At 70.5% G+C, this 23,752-nt stretch carries 21 protein-coding genes; 3 read left to right on the forward strand and 18 right to left on the reverse strand.

Translation table 11 applies throughout. The annotated features are described in order from the left end of the window. Positions 1-64: 64 nt before the first annotated feature. On the forward strand, positions 65-868 hold the full coding sequence (locus tag ACQPXD_RS15605; RefSeq protein WP_432838971.1) for a zf-HC2 domain-containing protein: 804 nt from the start codon (positions 65-67) through the stop codon (positions 866-868). 4 nt (positions 869-872) lie between these two features. Here the strand turns inward: ACQPXD_RS15605 and ACQPXD_RS15610 are convergent, their stop codons facing one another. From ACQPXD_RS15610 to ACQPXD_RS15640, 7 genes are all read right to left on the reverse strand, one after another. After that, entirely contained in the window at positions 873-1,532 is a 660-nt protein-coding gene (locus tag ACQPXD_RS15610) for a response regulator (protein ID WP_432838973.1), read from the reverse strand. Between the two features lie 197 nt (positions 1,533-1,729). Further along, entirely contained in the window at positions 1,730-3,625 is a 1,896-nt protein-coding gene (locus tag ACQPXD_RS15615; RefSeq protein ID WP_432838975.1) for a S8 family serine peptidase, read from the reverse strand. A 97-nt stretch (positions 3,626-3,722) separates the two neighbouring features. Next, positions 3,723-4,373, reverse strand: coding sequence for a sigma-70 family RNA polymerase sigma factor (locus ACQPXD_RS15620; RefSeq protein ID WP_432838977.1), 651 nt, complete (start codon positions 4,371-4,373; stop codon positions 3,723-3,725). A gap of 116 nt (positions 4,374-4,489) precedes the next feature. After that, positions 4,490-5,062 (reverse strand): hypothetical protein, encoded by a 573-nt coding sequence (locus ACQPXD_RS15625; RefSeq protein ID WP_432838979.1) that lies wholly within the window; start codon positions 5,060-5,062, stop codon positions 4,490-4,492. Between the two features lie 236 nt (positions 5,063-5,298). Beyond that, positions 5,299-5,715, reverse strand: coding sequence for a DUF4913 domain-containing protein (locus tag ACQPXD_RS15630; protein WP_432838981.1), 417 nt, complete (start codon positions 5,713-5,715; stop codon positions 5,299-5,301). Positions 5,716-5,934: 219 nt separating this feature from the next. Beyond that, positions 5,935-7,695, reverse strand: coding sequence for a TraM recognition domain-containing protein (locus ACQPXD_RS15635; protein WP_432838983.1), 1,761 nt, complete (start codon positions 7,693-7,695; stop codon positions 5,935-5,937). Continuing rightward, positions 7,692-8,333 (reverse strand): hypothetical protein, encoded by a 642-nt coding sequence (locus ACQPXD_RS15640; RefSeq protein ID WP_432838985.1) that lies wholly within the window; start codon positions 8,331-8,333, stop codon positions 7,692-7,694. The genes ACQPXD_RS15635 and ACQPXD_RS15640 overlap by 4 nt, the downstream gene beginning before the upstream one ends. A gap of 214 nt (positions 8,334-8,547) precedes the next feature. On the opposite strand from ACQPXD_RS15640, the gene ACQPXD_RS15645 reads away from it, so the two are divergent. Continuing rightward, on the forward strand, positions 8,548-9,990 hold the full coding sequence (locus ACQPXD_RS15645) for a glycoside hydrolase family 19 protein (protein ID WP_432838987.1): 1,443 nt from the start codon (positions 8,548-8,550) through the stop codon (positions 9,988-9,990). Positions 9,991-10,066: 76 nt separating this feature from the next. Here the strand turns inward: ACQPXD_RS15645 and ACQPXD_RS15650 are convergent, their stop codons facing one another. The 11 genes from ACQPXD_RS15650 to ACQPXD_RS15700 form a co-directional block, all read right to left on the reverse strand. After that, complete coding sequence (locus tag ACQPXD_RS15650) at positions 10,067-10,978, reverse strand: hypothetical protein (protein WP_432838989.1); 912 nt, start codon at positions 10,976-10,978, stop codon at positions 10,067-10,069. 60 nt (positions 10,979-11,038) lie between these two features. Further along, complete coding sequence (locus ACQPXD_RS15655) at positions 11,039-12,847, reverse strand: ATP/GTP-binding protein (protein WP_432838991.1); 1,809 nt, start codon at positions 12,845-12,847, stop codon at positions 11,039-11,041. Beyond that, positions 12,844-14,337, reverse strand: coding sequence for an SCO6880 family protein (locus ACQPXD_RS15660; protein ID WP_432838993.1), 1,494 nt, complete (start codon positions 14,335-14,337; stop codon positions 12,844-12,846). Before ACQPXD_RS15660 ends, ACQPXD_RS15655 begins: the two co-directional genes overlap by 4 nt. A gap of 15 nt (positions 14,338-14,352) precedes the next feature. Further along, positions 14,353-15,537 carry a hypothetical protein gene (locus tag ACQPXD_RS15665; RefSeq protein ID WP_432838995.1) on the reverse strand — a complete coding sequence of 395 codons (1,185 nt, stop codon included), beginning with the start codon at positions 15,535-15,537 and terminating at the stop codon, positions 14,353-14,355. A 1-nt stretch (position 15,538) separates the two neighbouring features. Continuing rightward, a complete protein-coding gene (locus tag ACQPXD_RS15670; RefSeq protein ID WP_432838997.1) occupies positions 15,539-16,273 on the reverse strand; it encodes a hypothetical protein in 735 nt (244 codons plus the stop codon). A 35-nt stretch (positions 16,274-16,308) separates the two neighbouring features. Then, positions 16,309-16,632, reverse strand: a complete 324-nt coding sequence (locus ACQPXD_RS15675; protein WP_432838999.1) for a hypothetical protein — start codon at positions 16,630-16,632, stop codon at positions 16,309-16,311. Between the two features lie 56 nt (positions 16,633-16,688). After that, on the reverse strand, positions 16,689-17,375 hold the full coding sequence (locus ACQPXD_RS15680; RefSeq protein WP_432839001.1) for a hypothetical protein: 687 nt from the start codon (positions 17,373-17,375) through the stop codon (positions 16,689-16,691). 145 nt (positions 17,376-17,520) lie between these two features. Beyond that, complete coding sequence (locus tag ACQPXD_RS15685; protein ID WP_432839003.1) at positions 17,521-19,170, reverse strand: beta-1,3-glucanase family protein; 1,650 nt, start codon at positions 19,168-19,170, stop codon at positions 17,521-17,523. A gap of 31 nt (positions 19,171-19,201) precedes the next feature. Next, positions 19,202-20,674 (reverse strand): RICIN domain-containing protein, encoded by a 1,473-nt coding sequence (locus ACQPXD_RS15690; protein WP_432839005.1) that lies wholly within the window; start codon positions 20,672-20,674, stop codon positions 19,202-19,204. A 183-nt stretch (positions 20,675-20,857) separates the two neighbouring features. Then, complete coding sequence (locus ACQPXD_RS15695) at positions 20,858-21,445, reverse strand: sigma-70 family RNA polymerase sigma factor (protein WP_432843856.1); 588 nt, start codon at positions 21,443-21,445, stop codon at positions 20,858-20,860. Between the two features lie 609 nt (positions 21,446-22,054). Further along, positions 22,055-22,738 carry a hypothetical protein gene (locus ACQPXD_RS15700; protein WP_432839007.1) on the reverse strand — a complete coding sequence of 228 codons (684 nt, stop codon included), beginning with the start codon at positions 22,736-22,738 and terminating at the stop codon, positions 22,055-22,057. A 165-nt stretch (positions 22,739-22,903) separates the two neighbouring features. On the opposite strand from ACQPXD_RS15700, the gene ACQPXD_RS15705 reads away from it, so the two are divergent. Then, a complete protein-coding gene (locus tag ACQPXD_RS15705; RefSeq protein WP_432839009.1) occupies positions 22,904-23,713 on the forward strand; it encodes a polysaccharide deacetylase family protein in 810 nt (269 codons plus the stop codon). The last annotated feature ends 39 nt before the right edge of the window (positions 23,714-23,752 follow it).

The raw sequence follows: 23,752 nt of genomic DNA on the forward strand, positions 1-23,752 counted from the left end.
CGGGCACGTAATTTGGGGGACCGTGGACCCGGGCGACCGGGGTGGCTTGAGGATCTGATGCCGAGTGACTGACTCCGCCGGCGACCCGCATGTGCGGGACTCGCTTGGTCTGTACCTGCTGGGCGAGCTGGCCCAGCAGGAGCGTGACGTCGTCGAGCGCCACCTCGCGACCTGCCCTGCCTGCCAGGTGGAGGCGGACGAGCTGGTTGAGGTCCTGGATGCCTTGGTACTGCTCTCCGACGAAGAGGGCCGGGAGGTCGTCGAGGCGTTCGGCGTGCCCGTCCCGGCGGCCATGCCGGTGCCGTCCACCCAGCGCCTATCGTCCGACGTGGCAACCGTCCCGGCCAAGCCGCCGCGCCATCCGGGCGCGCCTCCGCCGCGGGTCCGTCCGTCCGGCGGCCGTCCCGCGGGTCGTCCGTCCGCCTCGCGCCGCCGCCGGCTGACTCCCAGGAGCCTGCTCGGTCTCGTGAGCCTGGCCCTCATCGTGGTGATCTCGGCCGGGGTTTTCGTGGGGCTGACCCTGAGCGGGCCCGGCAGCCCGCCCGGCCCGGTGGACATCACGCTCGCCGCCACCGCGCAGGACACCACCACCGGCGCGCACCTCTCGGTGCTCGCCACCGGCCACGACGACACCGTGACCATCCAGGCCACCGTCACCGGGCTGCACCACGACACCCAGTACCAGCTCTATGTCGTCACGTCCGACGGCAAGACCCACGTGGTGACCACGTGGACCGGGTCCGACGCGCCGCAGCAGATCAGCGGCGAGGCGGCGGTCTCCACCGCGGATCTGTCGTTCTTCACCGTCACGCTGTCCGACGGCACGCCGGTGGTGTCGGCCTACGTGAAGCCGGCGCCCACCAGGTGACGCCTCAGTCGCGTCCGGTCCAGCGGGCCACGGCCTCGGTGCGGGTGCCCACCTGAAGCTTGGTGAAGATATGGTTGAGGTGGTTCTTCACGGTCTTCTCGCTGAGCACCAGGCGCCGCGCGATGCTCGCGTTGGACAGGCCCTGGGCCAGCAGATCGACCACCATCTGCTCGCGCTCGGTCAGTCCGAATCGGGCGCGAAACTCCTGGAGCCGTTCCTGCTGCTCGTGCTGCATCTGCTCGCGCGTGACCCGCTCGCGGACGGCCGCGACGGCGATCGCCGCGGCGATCGGCGAGAGCCAGCTGTGGCCGGCCGCCACGGCGCGGACCGCGCGGAGCAGCTCCGGGGGCTCGAATTCGCCGTGCACCAGATAGCCGCGGGCGCCGCCGCGCAGCATGCTGGCGACCAGTCCCTGATCGGAGTCGCTGGTCAGGACCAGCACCGCGGCGACCCGGGACAGATCCTCGATGACCGAGAGCCCGTCGATGATCGGCATCCGGTAGTCGAGGAGCACCACCTTCGGTTTCAGCCGCCGGGCCATGGCGAGTCCATCGCGCCCGTTGCCGGCCTCGCCGACCACCCGCACCTCGTCGGTGGTGCCGAGATAGCCGCGGAGGGCCGCGCGCACGATCGGGTTGTCGTCGACGATCAGGACATCGATCATCGTGTGGACGCCGTCGTCACCGCGTATGACCTGCTTAGCCGGAGTTGATGTGTACTGCTCTTCCTGTGGTTCCGCCCGGAAAGCGTAGTACACGCCCTTGATGGTCCACCATCGATGGACCTCGGGTCCGGCAAAATTCGGTCATATCGGTATAGAACGGCGCACACGCTGCCGCGTGTGCGCCGGATCGGTCGCGCTCAGTCGCGGTCGGAGTCCCCCGCCGGCGGGCGGCGGTTGTCGATCTCAGCGGAGACGTCGTCGCCGTCCGGCTCGTCGCGCAGGCCGGACTCGTCGTACTCGTCGGTCCAGTGGTCCTCGTTGCCGGCCAGGGTCCGCGCCGCCCGCCAGTCCGAGGCCGACGCCATCGGGCTCTCCGCCATCCGCGGCCCGTACAGCTCCTGCGTCTCCGGCCCGGCGATGCCGGCCATGGACATGGCCATCGCCATCTCGGCCACCCGGGGCCGCGGCGCGGGCTGCAGCATCGAGGGCTGCGGGCGCTGCTGTTGCTGCCGCTCCTGCGCGGTCCACTCCTCGTCGTCCGATCCGTCGCGGCGCAACACGAAGTTCCGCACCAGCAGGTATCCGCCGGCGCCGAACAGCAGCAGGACGAAGCCGAGCAGTACCCACTTGCCGGCGCCGCCGCCGGAACCGCCCGCCGCCACCGGCGTCGGGGTCACGGCCGGCTTGGCGCCGTTGCCGAGCACGGCGGCGACCGCGGACGGCGCGTTCACCATGCCGTAGCCGAACGCGGGGTCCGGGACCTTGCCGTCGCCCACCTTGGTCGCCGAGGTACGCACGACGTGACCGACCTGCCTGGCGTCCATGTTTGGGTCGGCCGCCCGGACCAGGGCCGCGACGCCGGCGACGAACGCCACCGCGAGGTGGGTGCCGGTGAGCGAGACCCAGCCGTTGCCGCTCATCGACACGGTCGACACGCCGACCGCGGGCGCGACCACGTCGACCGAACCCGACCGGTACGCCATCGGCTGCTTGCCGTCGGCGCCGATGCCGCCCACCCGGATCAGCGCGTCGTCCGCGGGCAGGTCGGGCCCGTGCGTGGAGAAGGCGTTCGTCGAGGAGCTGGCCGACACCGCGGGCGGCGCCTCCACGATCACCAGCACGTTGTGGCTGAGCGCGTCGGTGATCGCGGCGACCACGTCGCCGTTGGTCAGGTCGACGTACTGACCGAGCGCGATGATGCCGGCGTTGCCGGAGACGGCGTTCTTGATCGCGGCGACCACCTGGGACGCAACGGCCCGCGACGTGGTGCCGACCACGCGGATCGGCAGGACGTTCGCGTCCGGCGCGACGCCCGCACCACTGTTGCTCTGGTCCGCCTGGGCGACGATCAGGCCGGCCATCGCCGTACCCGAGCCGAGGCAGTCCCTGTCACCCCGCCCGCTGGCGCTCGAGACGTCGGCACCGGGGAGCACGTGGCCGGAGAGGCGGGACACGCCGCCGTTCACCCCGGAGTCGACGACCGCGACGACCTGTCCCTTGCCGCGGCTGGCCGGCCAGGCCGTGTCGGCGGCGACCGTGTTCTGCGCCCAGTAGTCCGCGGGGCTGGTCGGCGCCGCGGTGGCGCAGCCGGCCGGGGCCGCGGTCCCGGACGGCACCGCCGACGGCGAGGCCGGAGGCGCCGTCGAGGGGCGGCTGCCGGTGTTCGGTACCGCGGTCGTGGCCGTCTTGGCGGGCGCGGTCGCGGCGCTCTTGGTGGGGGTGTTCTTGGGCGACGGCGTGGACGTGCTCGGCTTGGGGGCGGTGGTGGGCAGGATGCCGTATGCGATACCGTCGCCGATCGCGTCCCACGGCAGCACGAGATACCAGCCCGCGTGCAGCTGGGCCGGGTCCGACAGGCTCGCCCCGTCCGGCTGTTTGCGCCCGACGTTGAGGCTGAAGACCTCCGCGGAGCGATCGCCGTCACCCAGGAACCGTTTCGCTATCTCCGTCAGGTTCTCCGCCGCGCCGTTGTAGCTCTTGGCCACGGTGTAGTACTTGACGTACCCGCCTTCCGCGGCCGTTGCCGCGGCGGGTGCGCCTATCACGGTGAGGCACACCGCCACCGCGAGAATCAGGCGGACAGTCCTGGACATCGGAATCCTCTCGCCGGCTACGTCTCGGTGTCGCGCGTCGGGCGCTGGCCCCAAGACGGCTCTGCCCTGGCTCCGGTTCATCCGATGGGTACCGCTTTCAGCGCTTCGATTCCTTGGCCGCCTTGCGGGCCCGCGGCGCTTTCTTGCCCGCATCGGCAACGGGTTGATCGGGCTCGGCCGCCAGCTTGAGCCGGCTGAAGTTGAACCCGCGTTCCACCAGGTCTTCGCGCAGGGCGCGCATCGCGTGGTACATCCGCGACTTGACGGTGCCCTGCGGCACACTGAGCAGCTGCGCCGCCTCGGCGGTGGAGAAATCCTGGAAGTACATGGCCACGAGGACACTGCGCAGCCGCTCCGGCATCCGGGCGAGCGCCTCGCGGACCTCGCGCCGGTCGAGCATCCGCTCGACGTCGTCCTCGTGCCCGGAGTACGCCTCGATCCGCTCGTCCGGATGCTCCGGCGGCCGCGCGCTCACCGCGCGAATGTGGTCGATGGCGATCCGCCGGGCCACGGTGAACAGCCACCGCCGGCTCCAGTACCCGTCCGGCAGCCGCGCCTCGGGATGGTTCCAGGCCCGGATCAGCGTCTCCTGGACGATGTCCTCGGCCCGGTGCCGGTCGCCGTTGGTCAACCGCATCAGGTAGCTGAGCAACATCGGCGAGTACACGTCGTAGAGCTGGCGCAGTGCCTCGTCGAGCCGCGCAGCTCCGGGCTGCCCTGCCGAAGCCGGATCGACCGTCGGTTCCATAGCCAACCTACGACGCGACGGGCCGGAGAGTTCAATTCCAGACCCGAGAAACCTCGAAACCCGGGCCCTCCCGTCTGCCGGCGACGGCACACGGGAGGGCCCGGGGACCTGCCCGCCTAGGCGCTTCGCCGCCGGCCCTGCCCCGACGATTGGTGGTTCGACCGGTGGCGCTGTCCGCTCGCCCCCGCGACCGGGGCGGATTGGGAAGAATGCACCGAGGCGGTCGATGTCCCCACGATTCGGCTGGCCGAGTCGACCTGGCTCTGGAGCGATTGCGTTTGCGCCCGCAGCGATGACACCTCGGACGCCACAGCGTCGTAATCCTTGCCCTTACCCTTCTTCTCCGAAGGCTTGGTTCCCCACTTGGCGACCTGCATCGCCGCCTGTGCCATGTCGATGGCGAACTTGGCGGTCTCTTTGCTGGTGCCTTCGTCCATCGCGATTCCGACTGCCGTGCGGGCGGTCGACAGCGCGGCGCTCGCGACGCTGGCCGCGACGTAGTATGGATGCAGCTGCTTGTCCCCGTGAGCGACATCCCAGCCGTGCGCTGCTGCACCCCCCAAACTGGTGACCATATTGGTGATGTCAATGGCCCGCTGCGCCGTTTTGTTCCCTTCGAACGCGTAATCATTGAGAGCGGACCCGAAGCTGGAGGCTGATTCGGTGATGGCGGCGAGATCCTGCAGCATGCTGGTCGCGTCCTTGTGGGGCCTCGTTGCCAATGAAGCCATGCTTCGCTTGAATGACTTCGACCAATCCCGGACCGGCACGGGCGCTTGCGCCTCGAGGTCATACTCCGGTTGCATTCTTTTCCCCTCTCGTCGGACGAATTCTTGCTCATTCAACGGATGCCGGTGCTCGCCGGTTCACGACGTTGGCTGGCCACTGTCGTCCATCTTTCGAATCCCGCAAAAAACGTCGGTCATCAATCATTGACAAACGGGACTTCTTTTTCGCGGTGGGATCCCCGCCGGCAGCCCGCGAACGGGCCGGACGGGTCGCGTAGCGACTGCATGACCGGCCCGAGAAAGTCTCGATGCCATTGCGCGGGGCCCGACATGGGGGCCTTCGGCCCGGTGTTGTCCTGCCAGGCCAGCCACAGTCCGTGGAATTGGGCGACCGCCTCCTGGTGCAGTGCCCAATCCGGACACCACGGTGAGCTGGACGTCACCTCGCGGCCGTATACCGGAATCAGCAGATTGTTCACCCACGTGGTCAGTCTTTCCAATTCCTCCTGGTATTCCCGGCCGAACAGATACAGGATGAAAAACGGTTCATCGGATTCCTGGTCGCCCGACGGTCCGGTGACCTGCGGTTCGGTTTCCTGAACAACCTGGGTCATGCTGTCGCTCCGCCGTCGGCGACGACCGATGGGGCGACGGCGGGCTGCCTCTTGCGCCGGTGGGTTCCGAATTCGCGGCCGGCCGACTCGGGCGCGTCGTGGTATTGGGTGCTCGGCGGCCGCAGGCCCAGGGCGTGAGCGGATTGGCAGGAGTCGTGGTGCCCGTGGGGTTCGTCCCACAAGGAACTGGTCATGGTGAAGACCCTTCTGCGTGAGGCCCTAAAAGGCGGACTGGACTTCCCAGCTCGAGTCGATCGCCTTCGCCGCGGCGCGTTCGGTGATCGCGGCGACCTCGCGCTTCGCCGCGGCCGAGATACGGGCCGCGTTCGGCTCCTTGTACCAGGGGCGCAGCTGGATCAGGGCGGGCCGGATGCCGGTGGCCAGCAGCAGGGCGGTGCCCTTGGGCAGGGCGCGGATCTTGTCCGGCGGCAGGATGTTCTCCTGCCGGTACGACACCTGCCGGGAATTACCTTCCTTGCTGTGCGTGGTGCTGATGGTGCTCACGTCGTGCTGGCCGACCAGCTTGGAGATCTTCTCGACGAAGTCCGCGTCGTCCAGGCCGGCGCCGAGGAGTTTGATGGTCGCGGCGCCCCACATGGCGTCCATGCCGGCGTCGCCCCAGACGCGCTGGCCCTGCCGGTAGCTCTGCAGCAGCGTCACCACGTTGATGCCGCGGGACCCCAGGTGGCTGTACAGGTCGGGCAGGTCGGAGATCCGGCAGACGTTGGCGGCCTCGTCGAGGACCGCGGTCATCGGCGGATCCAGCCTCCCGCCCATCCGCTCCGCCGCCACGACACCGGCGCGCAGCGTCGCGTCGGCGAGACCGGCGATCACTCCGGCCGCGGAGCCGCCGCCGTCCTTCGACAGCAGGTAGAGCGTGTCGTTGGTGAGGACGTGGTGGTCCGGGCGGAACTGCGGCAGCCGCTCGTCTTTCGAGACCCAGGCCAGGATCTCCGGGTCGAGCAGGCAGGCCACGCACTGGCGGGCCGTCTCGTAGATGCCGTCGCGGGTCTCCACCGCGCCGCGCACCGTTCCCTGCAGTTGCTCGGCCATCGCCGGCATGTGGACGTCGCGCAGCACGTCGACCGGGGTCCGGTCGGACGGGTCGGCGAGCCAGCCGAGCAGCTCGGTCACCGTGGCTTCGCCGCGCGCGGCCGCCAGGAACAGCGCGGTCAGCGTGTTCTGCGCGGCGGAGATCCAGAAGTCCTTCTTCGACGAGTCGTCGTTGACCGAGGCCACGAAGTGGCCGGCCAGCCGCCGGGCGCCCTCGATGGTGACGCAGGTGGCCAGCATGTCCCACCACATCTCCCGCGGGGCGTGCGCGATGCCCTGCGGGTCGAATGTCCACACCGTGCCCGCCCTCGCGCGCTCGGCGACCGTCACCGCGTACACGTCGGACTTGTTGGAGGTGAGCAGCACCGCGCCGCGGGCCCGCAGCACCCGCGGGACGGCGATGCCGGTGGACTTCCCGGCCCGCGGTGCCATCAGGTCCAGCTCCACGTCCTCGAACGACGAGCGCAGCTCGGGGCCGTTGGGATGGAGATTGCCCAGCAGGTTGCCGGTCTCGTCCGGATGCAGCTGGTTCATGCCCTTGAGCGACGGGCGCAGGTCGCGGGCGCGGGCCTCGATGCCCTTCGGGGCCATCGACCCGAGCTCGCGCTCCCGCGCCAGCCCCTGCTGACGCGTCTTCCGCGCCACGATCTTGCGCACCACCAGGAACGCCAGCACGAGCAGGATGGAGAACAGGATGCCGATGCCCGTGTACACCGCGATCGGGTTGGCCCCCGGCCATACCCGGTCGGCGTGGCCGAGGAGCACGTTGATGTACGTTCCGATGGAGAACGACGGCGGGTGCCACCCCGCGCCGCTCACCGCCGCGCCGGTCGTACCGCCGAGCCACAGCACGCCGAAGATGGCCAGGTTGATCCCGGTGAACACGACGATCGTCCACGGGAGATAACTGTCGTTGGAGCCCTTCATCGCACACCTGCCGGACGTGAGCCGAGCAGCTCGCCGAGCCGGAAGAGCTGCTTGGGCAACGATCGCGCTGGTTTTCCGGCGCGCCAGTCGACGATCCAGGGCACGCGGATCACCGGCGCGATCGAGCGCAGCACCCGCACCCGGCTGGTCAGGGCCAGCGGCAGCGAGCCGGGCGCATCGGCGACCAGGACCAGCGTCACCAACTTCATGCCGGGCGGATGCCGGCCCTCCCGCATGGCGTTCAGCGCGCGGGAGGCCGCGCGCATGCCGGCCGCGTGGGTGCGGGCCACCAGCACCACGTGTGCCGGCTCACCCACGACCGGATCCGGCCATCGGCAACCCAGGTCGACCCCGCCGAGCACCATCGCGAGCGACGTGGCGCCGGCCCCGCCGTGGGCCGCGACCCAGCAGAAGCCGCTGTCGGACAGGCCCCGCACCGGTATCCGCCGGCGCGGCCGCTGCTGCTGGGGCGCGTCGTCGGGCCGCAGCTGCCGGCTCGTCTGCAGCCGCTCGGCCAGCGTCAGCGATCCGGTCGCCGGATCGCCGGCCCATTTGTCCCCGGTGTCCCGCTGGTCGTCGGGAGACCGCCTGCGGTCGTCGTGCTCGGGCCGTCGTGGCGGCGCCGATGGAATGCCCACGTGTATCTCATCTCCTTCCACCCGATGGGTGGCGCAGGTGGCCGCTGCCCGGCACAGCCGGGGTGCGCCCTAAACGGCGCCCGGACCGGGCCGGTTCACGCGCGCGGGCGGTTTCTCGGCGTTCTTTCGCCCGTCGATCCGTGAACTGGCCGGCGCACGCGTACGTCGTTGCGGCGACCGAACCTCCGGGAGAGCGAGGGATCGAATGAGCGGCATGGGCAGCAAGATGGGGATGGCGGCGGCGCAAGGGGCGAAGAAGGCGGCGCAGGGGGCGAGGCAGGCGCAGAAGGGGCAGAACAAGCTGGGGGAGTTGTCGGTCCAGAACGTCCTGATGATGATCCTCAGCGCGATCGTCAGCCTGCTCGGCCTTCCGCTGCTGCTGCTGGCGTTCCTGTTCCTCATCGTCATCATCCTGATGGTCGCGCTGGGCGGCTCGACGGAGATACCGAATCCGTCGGCCAGCGGCGGGGCCTGGGGCACCGCGCTGGTCGGCGGCGACGGCAAGGGCGACCTCTTGGAGAGCAGGGTGCCCAATCACGACTTTGTGAAGCCGCTCAACGATGCCGCCAAGCAGTGCGACATCCTCAGCCCGGTGATCCTCGCCGCCCAGATCGACGTGGAGTCGGACTGGGATCCCAACAAGCAGGGCCCGGACGGCAAGCTGGGTCTCTCCCAGCTGACGCCGGATCAGTTCAAGCAGTACGGCCGCGACGACGACAACAAGAACGGCGCGTCCGCCACCGACCCGACGGACTCCATCTACGCTCAGGCACGCTATCTGTGTGACCTGGCCGGCCAGGTGGAGACCATGCTCACGCAGAACCAGGTCACCGGCGACAAGCTCTCGCTGACCCTCATGGCCTACCACGAGGGCATCGACGCGGTGAGGGGCAAGGGTGGCATCGTCATCGTCAGCCCGTCGGACTACGTGATGCAGGTGCGCATGCGGTTCGCTTCCTACAAGGTCATGGACCCGGACACCATGGGCAGCCCGGCGGCGTCCGCCGCGGGGGACGGGCAGAAGGGCGCGCAGAACGCCGGCACCGTGCTGACCGAGGCGCAGTTCGATCAGATGTTCCCGAATCGGAATTCCTTCTACACGTACTCGGGGCTGACCGCGGCGATGGGCAAGTACGCCGCGTTCGCCACCACCGGCGACGCCACCGTGCAGAAGCGGGAGATGGCCGCCTTCCTGGCGAACGTGAGCCACGAATCCGGCGGTCTGCAGTACGTCGAGGAGCTCGACCAGTCGGCCTGGGGCAACTACTGCGACCCCGCCCAGCCCTACGGCTGCCCGGCGGGCAAGACCGCGTACCACGGCCGGGGCCCGCTGCAGATCAGCTGGAACACCAACTACAACGCGGCCGGCGTCGCGCTCGACGTCGACCTGCTCAACAACCCGGACAAGGTGAAGACCGACGCCGCGGTGTCCTGGGGGACCGCCCTGTGGTTCTGGATGTCCCAGAGCGGCGCGGGCGCGATGCCGGCACACACCGCCATCACCGGCGACCACGGCTTCGGCGAGACGATCCGCAGCATCAACGGCTCCATCGAGTGCAACGGCGGAAACGCCGCCCAGGTGCAGGATCGGGTCGACACGTACAAGAACTTCACCGGCATCCTCGGCGTCGAGCCGGGCGACAACCTCAGCTGCTGAAGTCCACACCGGACACACCACCGCCCGGGTGCGCTACCGTCGAACGGAAGCCGCACCCGGGCGGTGGCGATGCGGGTCACAGCCTGGGCCCGGACGGTCTCTGCGCCTGCCGTGACTGCGTGTAGGGGACACCCTGTGCGGCGGCATCCGGGTTCGAGCGCGTCAATGAGCCTCGTCCGCTCCTCGTCATGGCCGCGTCCGCCGTCGCCTGGTTGGTTTCGAGGCCTTGGGGTCTCGCCGGCCGGTCGAGCGGACGGGGCTGGTCGGCGGCGGCTCTGACTCCGCCCGTGCCGTACACCCGGCTGGGACTCGCCCACGTCTGTCGCGGTCCGCCGGACCCGGAGATCAGTTGCGACCCTCCCCGCTGAGCGGGGCCGAACCCGTCCACGTGCTCGTAGAGCGACTGGTCCGGCTCCAGCCCCACCATGCCGCTCAGGACGCTGCTCGTGTCCGCGACCACCCCCCTGGCGAACTGCCTGGGCGCGAAGCCGGGCCCGTCACTCAACTCGGACGATGCGATGGACGGCGCGATGGACGGCGCGTAATTGCTGGCGTTGTAGGAACGCGACCGGTACAGGCTGCCCGTCTCGCTCTCCTTCTCGGCCTTGCCCCGCTCGTCCAGCCGTTCGAGAGCCTTCTTGGCCAGGTTCTCCGACAGCAGGTACCCGGTGAACTTCGTTACCTGCTTCAGTCCTCTCCAGGTCGCCCGCGCCCCTTTCCAGGTCGCCCGCGCCATGCGTGCCAGCAGACCCGGGCGGCGAGCGGATCCCGCCGCGGAGCCGGAGCCCTGCTGCGGTGCCGGCGCGGCGCTCGCCGGCGCAGCGCTCGGCTGGGCCGGGGCCGACTGGTCCAGGTCCTCGTCAGCTTCGGCCGGCTTGGGCGCCTTGGAGGCCTCCCACAGCCGCCCGATCCGCTGGAAGGACTTGCGGATGCCCTCGGCGCTGAGAGCCTTGCGGATCCTGGCGATCAGCGCGCGCACCCGCTGCATGGCCGACTGTTTCGGCGGTCCCGGTGACGCCATCATGACCTCCCCTGCGCCCGAGGCGCGCTATCGATGAAACTCGAAGTCCGGATCCTGGTCGTAGTCCGGGCCGGCCTCGAACTCGAGGCCGGGCTCGGGGCCGTCGCCGGCGGCCAGGGCCGCCTCCTCGGCCGCCCGCTGGGCGGCCATCCGCTCGGCGTAGCCGTTGGACACCCACCGGGTGTTGGTGTCGTGCAGATGGCGCTCGGTGTCGGTGATCGTGACCTTGATCGGGATGCCCGGCCGGCCACCGACCTTGATCAGGAAGCGGCCACGGCCGGGAGGCTCCTCGTTCTCGCCGTGCTGCGCCCAGCCGGGCGGGGACGACCAGGACGAGACGAGCTCGATCTCCCGGCGCGACAGGCCCACCACCTTGCCCAGGTCCTCCATCTCGGCCTTGGGCAGGCCGGCGCAGGCCACCATGCCGGCGCGTTCGACGAAGCCGCGGGCCTTGGCCTTGTCGGCCTCGGAGCCGAGCGCCTCGGCGTCCTTCAGGGTGTGCGTGATCTTCGCGTCGGCCAGGCCGAGGGACCGGTTGAGACGGGTCAGCGCGTCGATGCGGTCGACGATGCCGGACGCGGCGCGCAGCGGCCGCCACAGCTCGTCGAGGATGGTGAAGAACCACCGCCGAGGTGCCAGGCCGGCGTCGGCGAGGGCGTGCGAGGCCGCCACCGTGCCGAGGCCGTCGGACCAGGCGGCCAGCATCGCCGCGGCGGTGAGCTGGCTGTCCGCCTCGCCGATGCGGGAGATGTCGATGCACACCGCGGTGGCATTGGGATCGATGTGGGTGGAGGTCCGCGAGGCGAAGGTGTCGCCCAGCGGGCCGTCCAGGATGCCCAGCAGCGAGCGGTGCAGCGGGTCCACGGCGTCGCGGTACCGCGACTCCTGGCCGCGGTCGAGCGTGATCTGCCGGACCCGCGGCGGACCTTCCTCCAGCACCCGCAGCAGGTCGGGCAACTGGTAGGCCTGTCCGCGCGGTGTGTTCTCGCGCAGGTGGCGCAGGCAGGCCGAGAGCACCGACTGCTCGTGGTCGCTGATCGGCTGGCCGCGCACGATGGTGAGCAGCGCGGCCACCATGTTGAGCACCCGGCCGTGCGTCTCCGCCTCGAGCGCCTCGCCGGCCTTGCCGCCGATCCGGGCGGCGGCCGCGCCCATCGCGCCCGGGTCGAGCACGTTGAGCCCGCCGACGCCGCGGGCGATGCGGATGACCTGCCCGCCCAGGGCCCGCACGGTGTCCGCGTAGTCCGGCTTGAGGTCGCCCAGGACCAGCGGCACCACGCCCTGCGCGGCCAGCCCGATGGCCATCCGGTTGATCAGCGTCGACTTGCCAAGACCCGGCATGCCGAGCATGAACAGCGACGGGTTGGAGATGTACCGGGCGCGGGTGAACCAGTTGAGCGGATCGCCGCACACCGTGGCCCCGGTGGCGAGGTGTTGCCCGAGGGGTACACCGGTCATGGGCGCACCTGACCCGGACGCGAACGGCCAGAGGCCGCACGCCTGCACGGTGGTGGCGCGCCACATGGTCGGCGGGTCCAGGCTGGCGACCCGGCCGCCCGCGGGGGCGAACGAACCGCGGTGCGGGATGCTGCCGTCCCGGCTCGCCTTGGTCATCCGCGCCAGGTACCGGGCCTCCGCCGCCTCGAACTCGGCCGCGCGCTTCCGCGCCTTCTTGCGGGCCCGGGGTGTCTGCTTGCCGGTCTCGTCGCGCTCCCGCGGCTGCCGCTCGATCGGCGGGACGACCAGGCCGGTGAGGGCCGTGCGGCGGCCGGACGCGCCCCGCCGCCACTGCTCGCCGAGATCCAGCACGCGCAGCTTGGTGCCGGTGCCGTTCACATCGCCTCCTGCAACTGCTGCGGCATCATGGTCTGCTCCCACGGGAGAATCCCGGCGGGCAGCGCGCAGGTGAACGCGGCCGCCTGCATCCGGTCGGCCGGGCGCATCGCGATGCGGGTGGCGCCCAGCAGGTTGCGCATCGTCACGTTGGCGTCCTGGATCTCCGCCAGCGAGTCCACGGTGACGGTCACGACCATGGAGAACTCGACCAGACCGGCGCCGGAGGCCTCCTCGGCCGCGGTCTGCTCGGCGGCGCTCACCTCCGAGGCCGCCCGGGCGCGCACCATGCCTCGCGTCGACGTGGCCATGAACTGCGCGGACCGGCGGTCGCTCTCCACGATCTTCGCCGACGTGGCCGGGTCGATCGGGCGGTACAGCAGCGCCACCCGCTTGCGCCGGATGCTTGGCGCCGGATCGAGCAGCGACCGCAGCACGCTGGCGCGGACCGTGCCGCGCGGCGCCAGGGTGAGCAGCCACGTGCGGGAGACGCCGGAGTCGTGCTGGTAGGCCTCGACCGACTCGATCGCGGCCGCCGGGCCGGCGTCCAGCCAGTCCAGCCCCGTCCCGCCGTACTGCGCGCGCAGGTCGAGCACGTCCGCCGCGACCGCCGGATCGTAGGCGACCCGCACCACCTCGGCGATCCGCTCGGCGGACATCGGCTCGGCCGAGCCCCCGCCCGCACCGATGAGCCCTGCGAGCAGGCCCTGCAGCCGCAGCGCCAGATCGGCCAGGATCTCGTCGGTGGCGCGCTTCTGGCCGCCGGGCAGCCCGTAGGTGAGGGTGATGTAGGTGTTCATCTCGGAGGACGCGTCGGGGTAGGTGTCGACCACCTCCTCCATCACCGCGCGGGCGGCCGGCGGAGCGTCCGGCGAGATCCGGGGGAGCACCTCGGTGGCGAGGCGGGTGCCCGGGTCCGGCGCGGTCTCGACGACCACGGAGGCGCCCCGCAGGCCCGGCTCGTGCGCCAGCCGGGACAGCCAGTCGCCCCACATCGCCACCCAGATGTCGACCTGGTCCGGATCGACCAGCGAACCGCCGTCCGGTTCGCAGAGGATCACCACGGTGTACAGGTTGCGGTAGCGGTGGTGCAGCACGCCGAAGGGACGGTCGAAGGGATCGCGGCCCTCCAGCATGACGACCTTGCTGAGCATGCCCGGGGGCCGGAAGCGGCCGCCGGGGCGGGCCGAGAGCGGCCCCGATGCGTACAGGTGCTGCCCGTTGGACTTGCGCCGGGCCCAGCCGATGCGTAGCGCCATGATGTTGTAGACGTTCCTTCCGTCCTGCGTGCGGATGGCCAGCGGTCCGATCACGAGCGCGATCGGCGTGCCGGCGATCAGGGCCGCCTTGATCGAGATGAGCGACGAGAGCAGGATGATGACGAGGCCGCCGAACAGGCCGATGGTGCCGACCAGCCCGAAGGCGCCGAGTCCGGCCTTGCGTGGCCGTCGCCAGTTGCCGTACGTGGGACTCTTGATGGCTTCCGTGGACATGTCTCCCCCGTCGGGTCAGCGCGATTCGTCGTGAACGCCCGGCAACGCGCTCTGCGCCACGTTGTTGGCATGGCTGCCGACCCGCCGCGCGGCGCTGGTGCCTTTGTCGATGGCGCCCGCGGTCGAGGAGAGCACCGAGGCGAGTCCGCCGAGGGCCGAGCTGGTCTTGGAACGGCCTCCTCCGCCGCCGCCTGCCGCCGACCCGGCGGCACCGCCGATTCCAGCGGCACCGGCGGCGCCCTGCGGGCCGCCACGGCCGCCGCCACCGGACGAGGCACCGCCGCCGCCGCCACCGCCGGTGCCGAGCCGGATCGCGCCGGAAGCGGCCGCGCCGGCCGTGCCGGCGGCCCCGAGAGCCACGGCGGATGTCGCGTCGCTGGACCCCAGCGCGCCCATGGCGGGCACGACGAGCCGCAGCAGCGCGGGCAGCGAGATGGCGGACAGCAGGAGCACGCCGCAGCCGGCGATGCGCATCGCCTGCTGGTCCTGGCCCCGGCTGGCGATCATGACGACGCCGGCGTAGATGACCAGACCGGTGGCCGGCTTGAAGGCGAGCCAGGCCACCATCCAGGCGATGTGCTTGCGCCACCAGGAGCTGCCCCACTCGGTCATCGAGGCCGACGCGGCCAGCGGCAGCGTGGCGGTGAGGAGGACCATGACGCCGAGCCGGATGTACAGCAGGATGATGTGGATGATGGCCGCGATGATCAGCAGAATCCCGACGATGATCAGCAGGAACGCGGTGAGGCCGTCCGTGCCGCCGCAGGAGAAGATCGTCTGCAGCTCGGCGTTGACGCCGGCCGTGTAGATGTAGTCCGTGTAGTGATCGCCGATGGCGGCGAGCTGTGAGAGGACGAAGGTCGAACCGCCGGCCACCAGGATCATCTTCATCAGGCCCTTGAGGGCGGTCGTGCCCGCCTGCCCGCGCCGTTCTATGGCCATGCGGGCGGCGGCGAAGAGTATGGAAGCGACGGCGATCCCCACCACGAGCCAGGCGATCTGCGACTTGATCGAGCTGATCGTCGTCATGTCGCCGAGCGTCGGGATGTTGTTCGCGACATCGACGAAGAGGTTGATCGCCGCGGTGAGAATCGCGTTGGCGATGTCCTTGAGGATCCCGTCGATGCCTTGGTCGATCAGTTTCGAGATGCCGCCGAATGCTCCGAGGTACAGCGGATCACCCGATGTGCACGAGGCCATGTCATACCTTCCACATCACGAAGGGGCCGGTCGCGTTCACCTGGGTGGGCGACCCGTACATGTCGCCGCCGGGCTGCGCCAGGATCTTCCAGTCGCCGCCGTCCCAGGCCACGGTGACCTCGACCGTGCCGTAGACGCCGGGCGACGCCTGGATCAGCAGCCGGATCAGCGCCTGGGCGGGCCCGTAGGACTGGATCAGGAAGCCGGCGTACTTGGACGCCGTGTACTGCGCGGTGCCGGTCCGCTGCGACGAGCGCACGATCTCGAAGATCTTGCGGTTTCCGTCATCCACGACCTGTTGCTGCATGACGGCTCGCCAGTCGTCGCCGCTCATCTGGCGGAGAATGACGCTCGCGGCCATGACCGAGCCCATCGGCGTGTGGGCGAAGCACCACAGCACCGGGCCGGTCTCCTGGACCGGCCCGGCCGACGCGGAGAGGGGCACGGGAGCGCCGTTGAGCTGCCGCCAGGTCAGGTCGGCCGGCGGCGCATTGGGCACCTTCTGGTCGGAGTCATCGGTGTGGCAGCCCGCCGGCCGTGCCGCTTCGCCGCTCCCGACGATCAGCAGCGGCCCGGCCGGCGGCGGGCCGGCGTCCGAGCGCGCCGGCCCGTTGCCACCCAACACGGCGATCAGCCCGGCCCCCAGCCCCAAGGCCAGGAACGCCGCCGAGATGAGCCAGGTGGGCTGCCGGTAGAACGGCCGCTCTTCGTCGTCGTTCTCGCGTCGAAATCTCATCGGGTGGGCTCCTCTGCGATGACCCGGCTACGACATCAGAAGAAGAACTGGACGAGCGGGCCGGCGGTCGCGACCAGGATGCAGCCGCCGAGCACCATGCCGAGCCGGCTCATGTGCTCGGAGCTCTCACCCCGCTTGTGCGAGATGGCCATCATCGTGCCGGTGATCAGGACACCGGCCACGCCCGCGGCCGTGCCGGCCCACGCGACGAGGTTGAGCGCGGTGCCGACGAGGTTGGCCAGTTCCGGGGGCGCGGTCGGGGCCGTCGGCTGCGGGACGACGCCGGCGCCGGCGCCACCCGGCGCCGGCGTCTCGGCGAGGAAGCCGGTGGCTCCCGACGAGTACAGACTGGTGAGCATGTTCGCTCCTTCGGACGGTGGTACCGATGGGGGTTGTGGCGCGCCGGTGGCGCGGATCAGATGAACGGAACAAGAAACTGCACGAGCGGTCCGGCGGACAGCCCGAGCACACAGCCGCCGATGACGGTGGCGAAACCTCGCCAGTGCTCGGACATCTCGCCCGGGTCACCGCGCCGGAGCTGAATCGCCATGGTCGTGCCGACCACGATGATGCCCAGCACGGCGCAGGCCGAGACGCACCAAGCGAGCAGGTTGAGCAGGTTGAGCAGCCCCCCGCTGTTGTCGGCGTAGGGTGCGACGCTCGGCATCGGCGGCGGAGGCAACTGGACCTTCGGCAGGTGACAGTCCACAGTGGTGGCCTGCACCGTGCCCCAGGCGGTGCACTGGGTGCAGCGTGGCTCGTAGTCGGCGCTGCACCCGGTGCCGCCGGTGATGTCGTAGTCCTTGTGGGTCGGACCCCACTTGATGTAGATGTCCAGCAGGATCTGGTCGCCCTGCTTGTAGGGGATGGTGAAGCTCGAGGTCTGCCGGACATCCAGGTCATTGCTGCAGTCGTAGTGATCGGAAGAGGCGGCCTTGACGCAGAAGTTGATGACTTCCGCCGCGTCCTGCTCGAAGTTCATGACGTAGTGGTTCTCGTCGGGGATCGGCTCCGCGTAGGCCGGCGCCGGCACGAAGACGCCGGCACCGACCGCGATGAGCACCAGGGCGACGGCGCCGATCCACCGCAACTTCTCTCGCATTCCTCCACGTCCTCCCCTCCGGCAGCAGCCCTACAACGGCGCCAAAGGCGCGCCGGTTCTGAGGGCGGGGAAAAAATTCGCGCCGGGAAGGACGCGGGCCCCGATCCACAGTGGACCGGGGCCCGCGAGCGGCGGATGGGTGAGGTCAGTGGCCGAAGGTCAGCCAGCGAATGTTGACGTAGTCGTCGGGCCGGGCGCTGGTGAAGGTCAGGTACACGTCGTGGACGCCGGTGGTCGCGTTCATGTTGCCGGGGATCGTCCGCCAGGCCTGCCAGCCGCCGGTGTTCGCCACCGCGATCGATCCGATCGGCGCGTTGACCACGCTGTCCAACCGGACCTCGACCAGCCCGGAGATGCCGTAGCCGGCGCCGGAGGCGGCCCGCACCACGAACTGGGTCGCCGCCTGGCTGCCGAAGTCGAGACCCTTGTAGCAGACCCAGTCGCCGTTGGAGATGAACCCGATGTTCTGCCCGCCCTCGGACGAGTCCATGGTCTGCACGCCCTGCTGCGTGGCGAAACCGCCTGCGGCGATCTGCGCGTACGCGCCCGAGCCCGTGCCGCCCCCGCCGGTGCTCGCCGTGTCGTCCGGCTGCGGCGCGGGAGCGACCAGCACGCGATCGTCGCCGCCGGGGGCGTCGTTGCCCGGGACGTGCTCGTTGCCGAAGGGGGTCAGCGTGATCTGCAGCGAGGACGGCTGAAAATCCTGGATGTACGACGCGTTCGGGCCGACGTCGTCGAACGGGAACGCGTACACCTTCCCGTCCGCCATGTGTTTGTGCAGGATCCGCGCGTAGTGGTTGGTGGTGTGGTTCTGGTAGAAGCTGCCCTGGTCGGTCACCGGCTGGTTCGGCTGGTCGAGCACCGATCGGTTGAAGCCCGCCCCGACGACCGCGGCCACCGCACCGCCCTCGTTGTTCGGCGCGGCCAGCATGCCGGCGCAGTAGAACACATCCAGTGTGGACGGCACGGCGAAGCGGATGCCCCCGCCGAAGTCCAGCCAGTTGTCCGCGATCCGGCCGGTGTAGGTTTTGCCGTCGCCCGCCTTGAGCGTCATGGACGTGCTCGCGTACTGCTTCCACACGTCCTGGATGTAGCCGTCGTAGTAGGTGTTCGAGAAGATGCCGGTCTCGATCCCGTGTCCCGGCGCGATGACCCGCAGGCCGTCGACGACCAGCCGCTCGAACTCGGGCTGGGCCTTCATCTCGGCGAAGATGGCGTCGCGCCCGCCGTCGGCCAGCTGGCCCGCGGAGGAAACGGCCGCGCCGGTCAGCTTCAGCGCCAGCGGGATGCTGAACATGTCCACCATCGTCGTGTTGCAGAACATCCCGCTGTCGTTGTAAGTGAACTCGACGAAGTCGTGCAGGATCGGGTACGACTGGTCGTTCACCACCCAGCCGGCCGGGTACTGCAGCGCCGCCCGGCCGTTGCCGTCGCTGACCGCCTTGAAGGTCAGCACGCCGCCGATCGAGAAGTAGATCCGGCCGGACATCTTGGGCAGCGTGAACGTGGTGTCGCCGTCCGCCGCCAGCCGGACACCGATGTCGAGATCGCCGGAGCCCGACACCGGGGTGAACACGCCGGGCTGCTTGGCGTAGCCCATCTGGCCGGACGGGTCGATGCCGACCACATACATGGTGATGGCCGAGCTGGCATATCTGGCGGTGTTGTTCACCACCGTGATCGGCAGGCCGTCGGCCGCGTCGGCGCGGGACCGCAGCGCCGACGCGACGAGGGGCACGCCGATGGCGGCCGCGCCGGCACCCACCAGGCCGAGCAGGGTTCGTCGGGACAGCACGCTACCTCCTTTGGTACGCAATGGATCGCCGTCAGCCGGCCGGGACGAGTCGCCACAGGTGGTCGGAGCTGCCGTTGTCGCCGAACTGGGTGACCTTGGCGTCGTCCTCCGTGGACATGTGATCGACCGCCATCACCAGGCCGCTCTGCGCGCTCTGGATCTTGTAGACGCCGCCGCCGGTGTCGACCAGGTTCCACTCGTTGTTGATGCTCTTCTCGTCGTTGTATTCGACGAGCGACGCCTCCGGCTCCTTGGCGGCGTTGAGCACCGCGACGATGAGCCCGTTGCCGACGTTCTTGATCTTCACGTGGCCGTCGCCGGTGCTGATGATCTGCCAGAGCTGGTCCTTGCTGGCGCTGTCCGAGTGCTGGACGAGCTGCGAGTTCAACTCCGTCGAGTGCTTCAGCGGGGACAGCAGCTTCCCGCTGTTCACGCTCACGATCTTGTACTGCTCGGTGGCCGGGCCGCCGCTCGGCGCGGGGCTCGCGGGCGCCTTGGGGCTGCCGCTCGGGGCCGGCGAGACCGGCGGCGAGCCGGCGGCCGGGTTCAGCCGCGGGTCCAGCGAGTAGTACCCGATATCCGTGTTCACCTGCGCGATGAACCGTTTGAGGCCGGGCACGGCGGCGGGCACGCCGAGCGCCTGCCGGACCGGTGTCGGGCCGACCCGGAAGCCGGCCAGCGCCAGCTGGTACGGATCGCCGCCGATCCCGCGCAGCTGGCCCACCAGGTCGCACATCGCGGTGCCGAGGGTGGCGATCGCCTTGCCCGGATCCCACGGCGAGTCGTTCGGCTTCGTGTACTGGCTCCACACGTCGGGGGAGAACTGCGCGATCCCCATCTGCCCGAGCGACGAGCGCTTGTTGGGGTTGAACGCGGACGACGCCATCAGCTGCGCGGCCACCTTCACCGGCGTCACCTCCGGGCACTTCCCGCCCGTGGCCAGCACCGCCGGCAGATCCTCGGCCGGGACCGGCACCTGGCTCGGCTGCGGCGCGCTCGAGCCGTTCGACGCCGGCGCGCTCGGACCGTCGTCACCGCTGAAGGGGGGCTGCTTCACGTACCAGTTCGTATAGCCGTTCACGGTGTCCACGTAGGACTGTGCGGCGCTGGGCACGCCCTTGGCGCTCTTCACCCTGGCGAGGCCGTCGTGGTACGCGGCCAGCGCCTCCTTCCACACGTCTCCGCCGAGCTGGCTCGCGCGCACCTGGCCCAGGAGGTCGCACATGTTGTGCGCGAGCGCGTAGTACTTCGCCTGGGTGTCGTTCGCGTTGGCGTCCGGCCACGGCGCCCACTTCTTGAAGTCGGACGACGTCATGTCCCCGGCCAGCACCTGGCCGGCCAGGCGCGGGCCGCTCAGATCCCGGCACGACAGCGCGGCGAGCGACAGCGTCTGCGCCGTCGCGTCGTCGATCGGCTTGCCCTCGATCTCGCTGTCGCTCGCGCCGGCGATACCGAATCCGATGAACGCGATGATCGCGCTGCAAACTGCCAGTACGCTCGCCACGGCGATCACCGTCGCCCGGCTCGTACCCTGCAGGAGTCTGGCCACTCGGGTCACAGCTGGTCCCTTTTCGGGTCGTTGGCGGATGTCCAGGCCCCCAACAACGGCGCTCGCACGCCCCCGGTTCACGGAACATCAGCCCAACATCGCGGTGACCGCCGGGACGGCCGGGCCACCGCACCCGAGTCACGCGTCGACCGAGCCGATCGCCCGGCGCAGCGCCACCAGGGCATAGTGCGCGCGGGACTTGACCGTGCCGGTCGGCACGCCGATCCGCGCCGCCGCCTCGGCCAGCGTCGACCCGCGGAAGTACAGCTCGGCGATCACCGTGCGGTGCTCCGGGGACAGGCTGTGCAGCGCCCGGCGCACGGTCGCGCTGGTGAGCATCCGATCGACCGCGTCGCCCGGCATGGCGACCCGGCTGAAGTCCGTGTCGGACGGCTCGACCGGCCGCGCCCGCCGGGCCCGGGCCAGGTCGATGGCCTTGTTGCGGGCGACCGTGAACAGCCACGGCCGCACCGACTGCGGCGCGGCGAGCAGCTGGTCCATGTGCTTCCAGGCGCGCACGATGGTCTCCTGCATGATGTCCTCGGCCACCGACTCGTTGTCCAGGTTGAGCCGGAGCAGATAGAGCATCAAGGCCGGTACGTGCACCCGGTAGATCTCGCGCATCAGCCGGTCCGCCGCGGCGTCCGCCCGGATCCCGCCGGCCGCCGGTGCCTGCTTCGACGGACGGCTGGTGGCGCGTTCGCGCACCGGTCGTTCCGCATACATCGTTGTCAACTCGAGCCTCCTATGCGCGTCTTCCAACGCCCAGTGAGACTGCACGCTAATTTCGCGTTGAACCGCGGGCATGAATCGAAGGGCCCATATTTCGGCTTTCCGGACCCATCTTTCGGGACCCGGCCCGGGCCGGCGGCCGCCGCGCCCGCTACGACGGCGGCCGCCGACCTCACGGTCGCCGTGAACGCACGTTCGCGCGGGTCCGCGCCGGGACGGCCGGCGGGGCCGCGACGAGGGCAGCGCTACGCCGGGGCGCCCCGGGCGATCTCATGCGTGCGGCCTCCGCTCGCGCCCGATCGAACTCGCCCCACGCGTCGTAATTCTCCTGCCGCTCCAGCGGTGCGCGCGGGTCGTCGCGGCGCATGTCCAGGACATCCGCCTGGTCGCTGCCGACCTGTGCGGACGCCTGTGCCAGCCGATCGAGCTCACGCGACCGCGATGTCATCCACGCCGCGTACACCCGTTGTTCTTCCGCCTCGGTCTCGATGGCCTGACCTCCGTTCGGCAATCCCAGCTGTCGAGGCCATCAACGTCGGTGCGGCGTCACCGGTTCGCGCCCCGACGGGTCTTCTTCGGTGGCGCCGCACCGGAAGCGGCCGGTCAGGAGATGGTGATCTTGTCGATGTCCGGCGCGGCCGATTGCTCATTGAACAGCGCCACGTTCACCGCACCCGCCGGGATCGTCGCGGTGAAGGTCAGCCGGCGCGGGGCCTCCCAGCTCGTGCCGTCGATGGTGACGACGTACGGCGGTCCGTCGTTGATCGAGACCTTGAGCATGCGCGGCCCGTCGGTTTCGTAGACGACGGTGACGGTGCGGGTGCCGGCCACGTTCGCGTTGGCGCGGACCACCACACGGTTGACGCCCGTGATGTAGCGCACCCGGGCGCCGCCGTCGCAGGTGGAACAGTCGACGACGCCCGCGCCGCCGAAGAGGGTGTTGCCGGGGTCCTCGGCCTGGACGCTGATCGGCACGAACGCGGGCGGCGCGGTCCGCACCGGCTGGCCCGCGGCCGGGGTGCTCGCCGGAGTCGTGGCCGCGGCCGGGCTGGTCGGGGCCGATGCGTCCGGCTCGCCGCCGGGCACGTCGAGCGGACCGGCGGTCGGCGGCGGCACGACCTCCGGCACGGCGGCGTCGTGCTGTGCGCCCTCCGTGCTGGACCGCCCTCCACCCGTGATCAGGCCCAGCGTGATCACGGCCACCGCCACCAGCACAGTCATGACGACGGATCGCACGAGGCGCCGCTGCCGGAGACCCCGGTGGCGGCCGTAGATCCCGTCAGACATGTTCAGGAGGGTAACGGCCGGGCGGCCGGGCGCTCTTGAGTCGAAAGGCCCAGCGTGGTCCCGGGCGAGACCCATCGCGGCCCGGGTAGGCGTTGCGGGAAAGCCGCAGCGGGGGTGCGGGGCGGTACCGAACCGGCGGACGGAAGCGGGCGGCACGCTTGGGCCATGTCGTCTCATCGGCGCGCGGCCGCGCTGCTGGTGCTCTGCGCGCTCGTCGCGGGGTGCGGCCCGGCGGCGCCCGGGAAGACCGCCGGGTCCGCCGGCCCGGGGACGGCGGGCGGCGGGGCGTCGGGCGGGGGATCGGCCGCGCCGAGCGGGTCCGGACTGACCGCGGCGCAGCTGGCCCGGATCCCGCACTTCGGCGCGCCGCCCAAGCCGAAGCCGATCACCGTGCCGGACGGGGCGTCGGCCGGGTGGTACAGCGCCATCCCGACCGACCAGCCGGTGGCCTTCATCACCATCGACGACGGCTGGACGAAGCGGCCCGAGGCCGAGGCGCTCCTGCGCGCCGCGCACGTGCCGGTGACGCTGTTCCTGGAGATCAACGCCATCAAGTCCGATCCGGGGTACTTCACCCGCCTGCAGCAGGCCGGCGCGGTCATCGAGGCGCACACGATCAGCCATCCGGAGCTCAAGGGAAAGTCGTACGAGGTGCAGCAGCACGAGATCTGCGGCTCCGCCGACGAGCTCGGCCGGCTCTACGGGCGGCGGCCGGTGCTGTTCCGCCCGCCGTTCGGCGACAAGGACGCCACCACGCTCAAGGTGGTGCACGACTGCGGGATGAAGGCCGCCTTCTACTGGAAGGAGACCACGGACAAGGGGATCGTGCGCTACCAGCAGGGCCACGCCGTCAAGGCCGGTGACATCCTGCTGATGCACTTCCGCCCGGCCTTCGTCGACGACTTCATCGCCGTGCTGCAGGCCATCGCCGCGGCCGGGCTGACCCCGGCGCGGCTGGAGGACTACATCGCCTGAGCACCTCGGTGTCGCCTGGCGCGGCCCGGCTTCCTCGCC

The organism is Dactylosporangium sp. CA-092794 (assembly GCF_050948465.1).
Lineage (GTDB): Bacteria > Actinomycetota > Actinomycetes > Mycobacteriales > Micromonosporaceae > Dactylosporangium.

Bases quoted from the DNA above. Each gene is read 5' to 3' on its own strand.
- ACQPXD_RS15670 (WP_432838997.1), bottom strand. From the start codon at position 16,273: ATGAGATTTCGACGCGAGAACGACGACGAAGAGCGGCCGTTCTACCGG.
- ACQPXD_RS15700 (WP_432839007.1), bottom strand. From the start codon at position 22,738: ATGTCTGACGGGATCTACGGCCGCCACCGGGGTCTCCGGCAGCGGCGC.
- ACQPXD_RS15610 (WP_432838973.1), bottom strand. From the start codon at position 1,532: ATGATCGATGTCCTGATCGTCGACGACAACCCGATCGTGCGCGCGGCC.
- ACQPXD_RS15650 (WP_432838989.1), bottom strand. From the start codon at position 10,978: ATGCAGCGGGTGCGCGCGCTGATCGCCAGGATCCGCAAGGCTCTCAGC.
- ACQPXD_RS15675 (WP_432838999.1), bottom strand. From the start codon at position 16,632: ATGCTCACCAGTCTGTACTCGTCGGGAGCCACCGGCTTCCTCGCCGAG.
- ACQPXD_RS15680 (WP_432839001.1), bottom strand. From the start codon at position 17,375: ATGCGAGAGAAGTTGCGGTGGATCGGCGCCGTCGCCCTGGTGCTCATC.
- ACQPXD_RS15705 (WP_432839009.1), top strand. From the start codon at position 22,904: ATGTCGTCTCATCGGCGCGCGGCCGCGCTGCTGGTGCTCTGCGCGCTC.
- ACQPXD_RS15620 (WP_432838977.1), bottom strand. From the start codon at position 4,373: ATGGAACCGACGGTCGATCCGGCTTCGGCAGGGCAGCCCGGAGCTGCG.
- ACQPXD_RS15665 (WP_432838995.1), bottom strand. From the start codon at position 15,537: ATGGCCTCGTGCACATCGGGTGATCCGCTGTACCTCGGAGCATTCGGC.
- ACQPXD_RS15630 (WP_432838981.1), bottom strand. From the start codon at position 5,715: ATGACCCAGGTTGTTCAGGAAACCGAACCGCAGGTCACCGGACCGTCG.
- ACQPXD_RS15660 (WP_432838993.1), bottom strand. From the start codon at position 14,337: ATGTCCACGGAAGCCATCAAGAGTCCCACGTACGGCAACTGGCGACGG.
- ACQPXD_RS15695 (WP_432843856.1), bottom strand. From the start codon at position 21,445: ATGTATGCGGAACGACCGGTGCGCGAACGCGCCACCAGCCGTCCGTCG.
- ACQPXD_RS15645 (WP_432838987.1), top strand. From the start codon at position 8,548: ATGGGCAGCAAGATGGGGATGGCGGCGGCGCAAGGGGCGAAGAAGGCG.
- ACQPXD_RS15625 (WP_432838979.1), bottom strand. From the start codon at position 5,062: ATGCTGCAGGATCTCGCCGCCATCACCGAATCAGCCTCCAGCTTCGGG.
- ACQPXD_RS15615 (WP_432838975.1), bottom strand. From the start codon at position 3,625: ATGTCCAGGACTGTCCGCCTGATTCTCGCGGTGGCGGTGTGCCTCACC.
- ACQPXD_RS15635 (WP_432838983.1), bottom strand. From the start codon at position 7,695: ATGAAGGGCTCCAACGACAGTTATCTCCCGTGGACGATCGTCGTGTTC.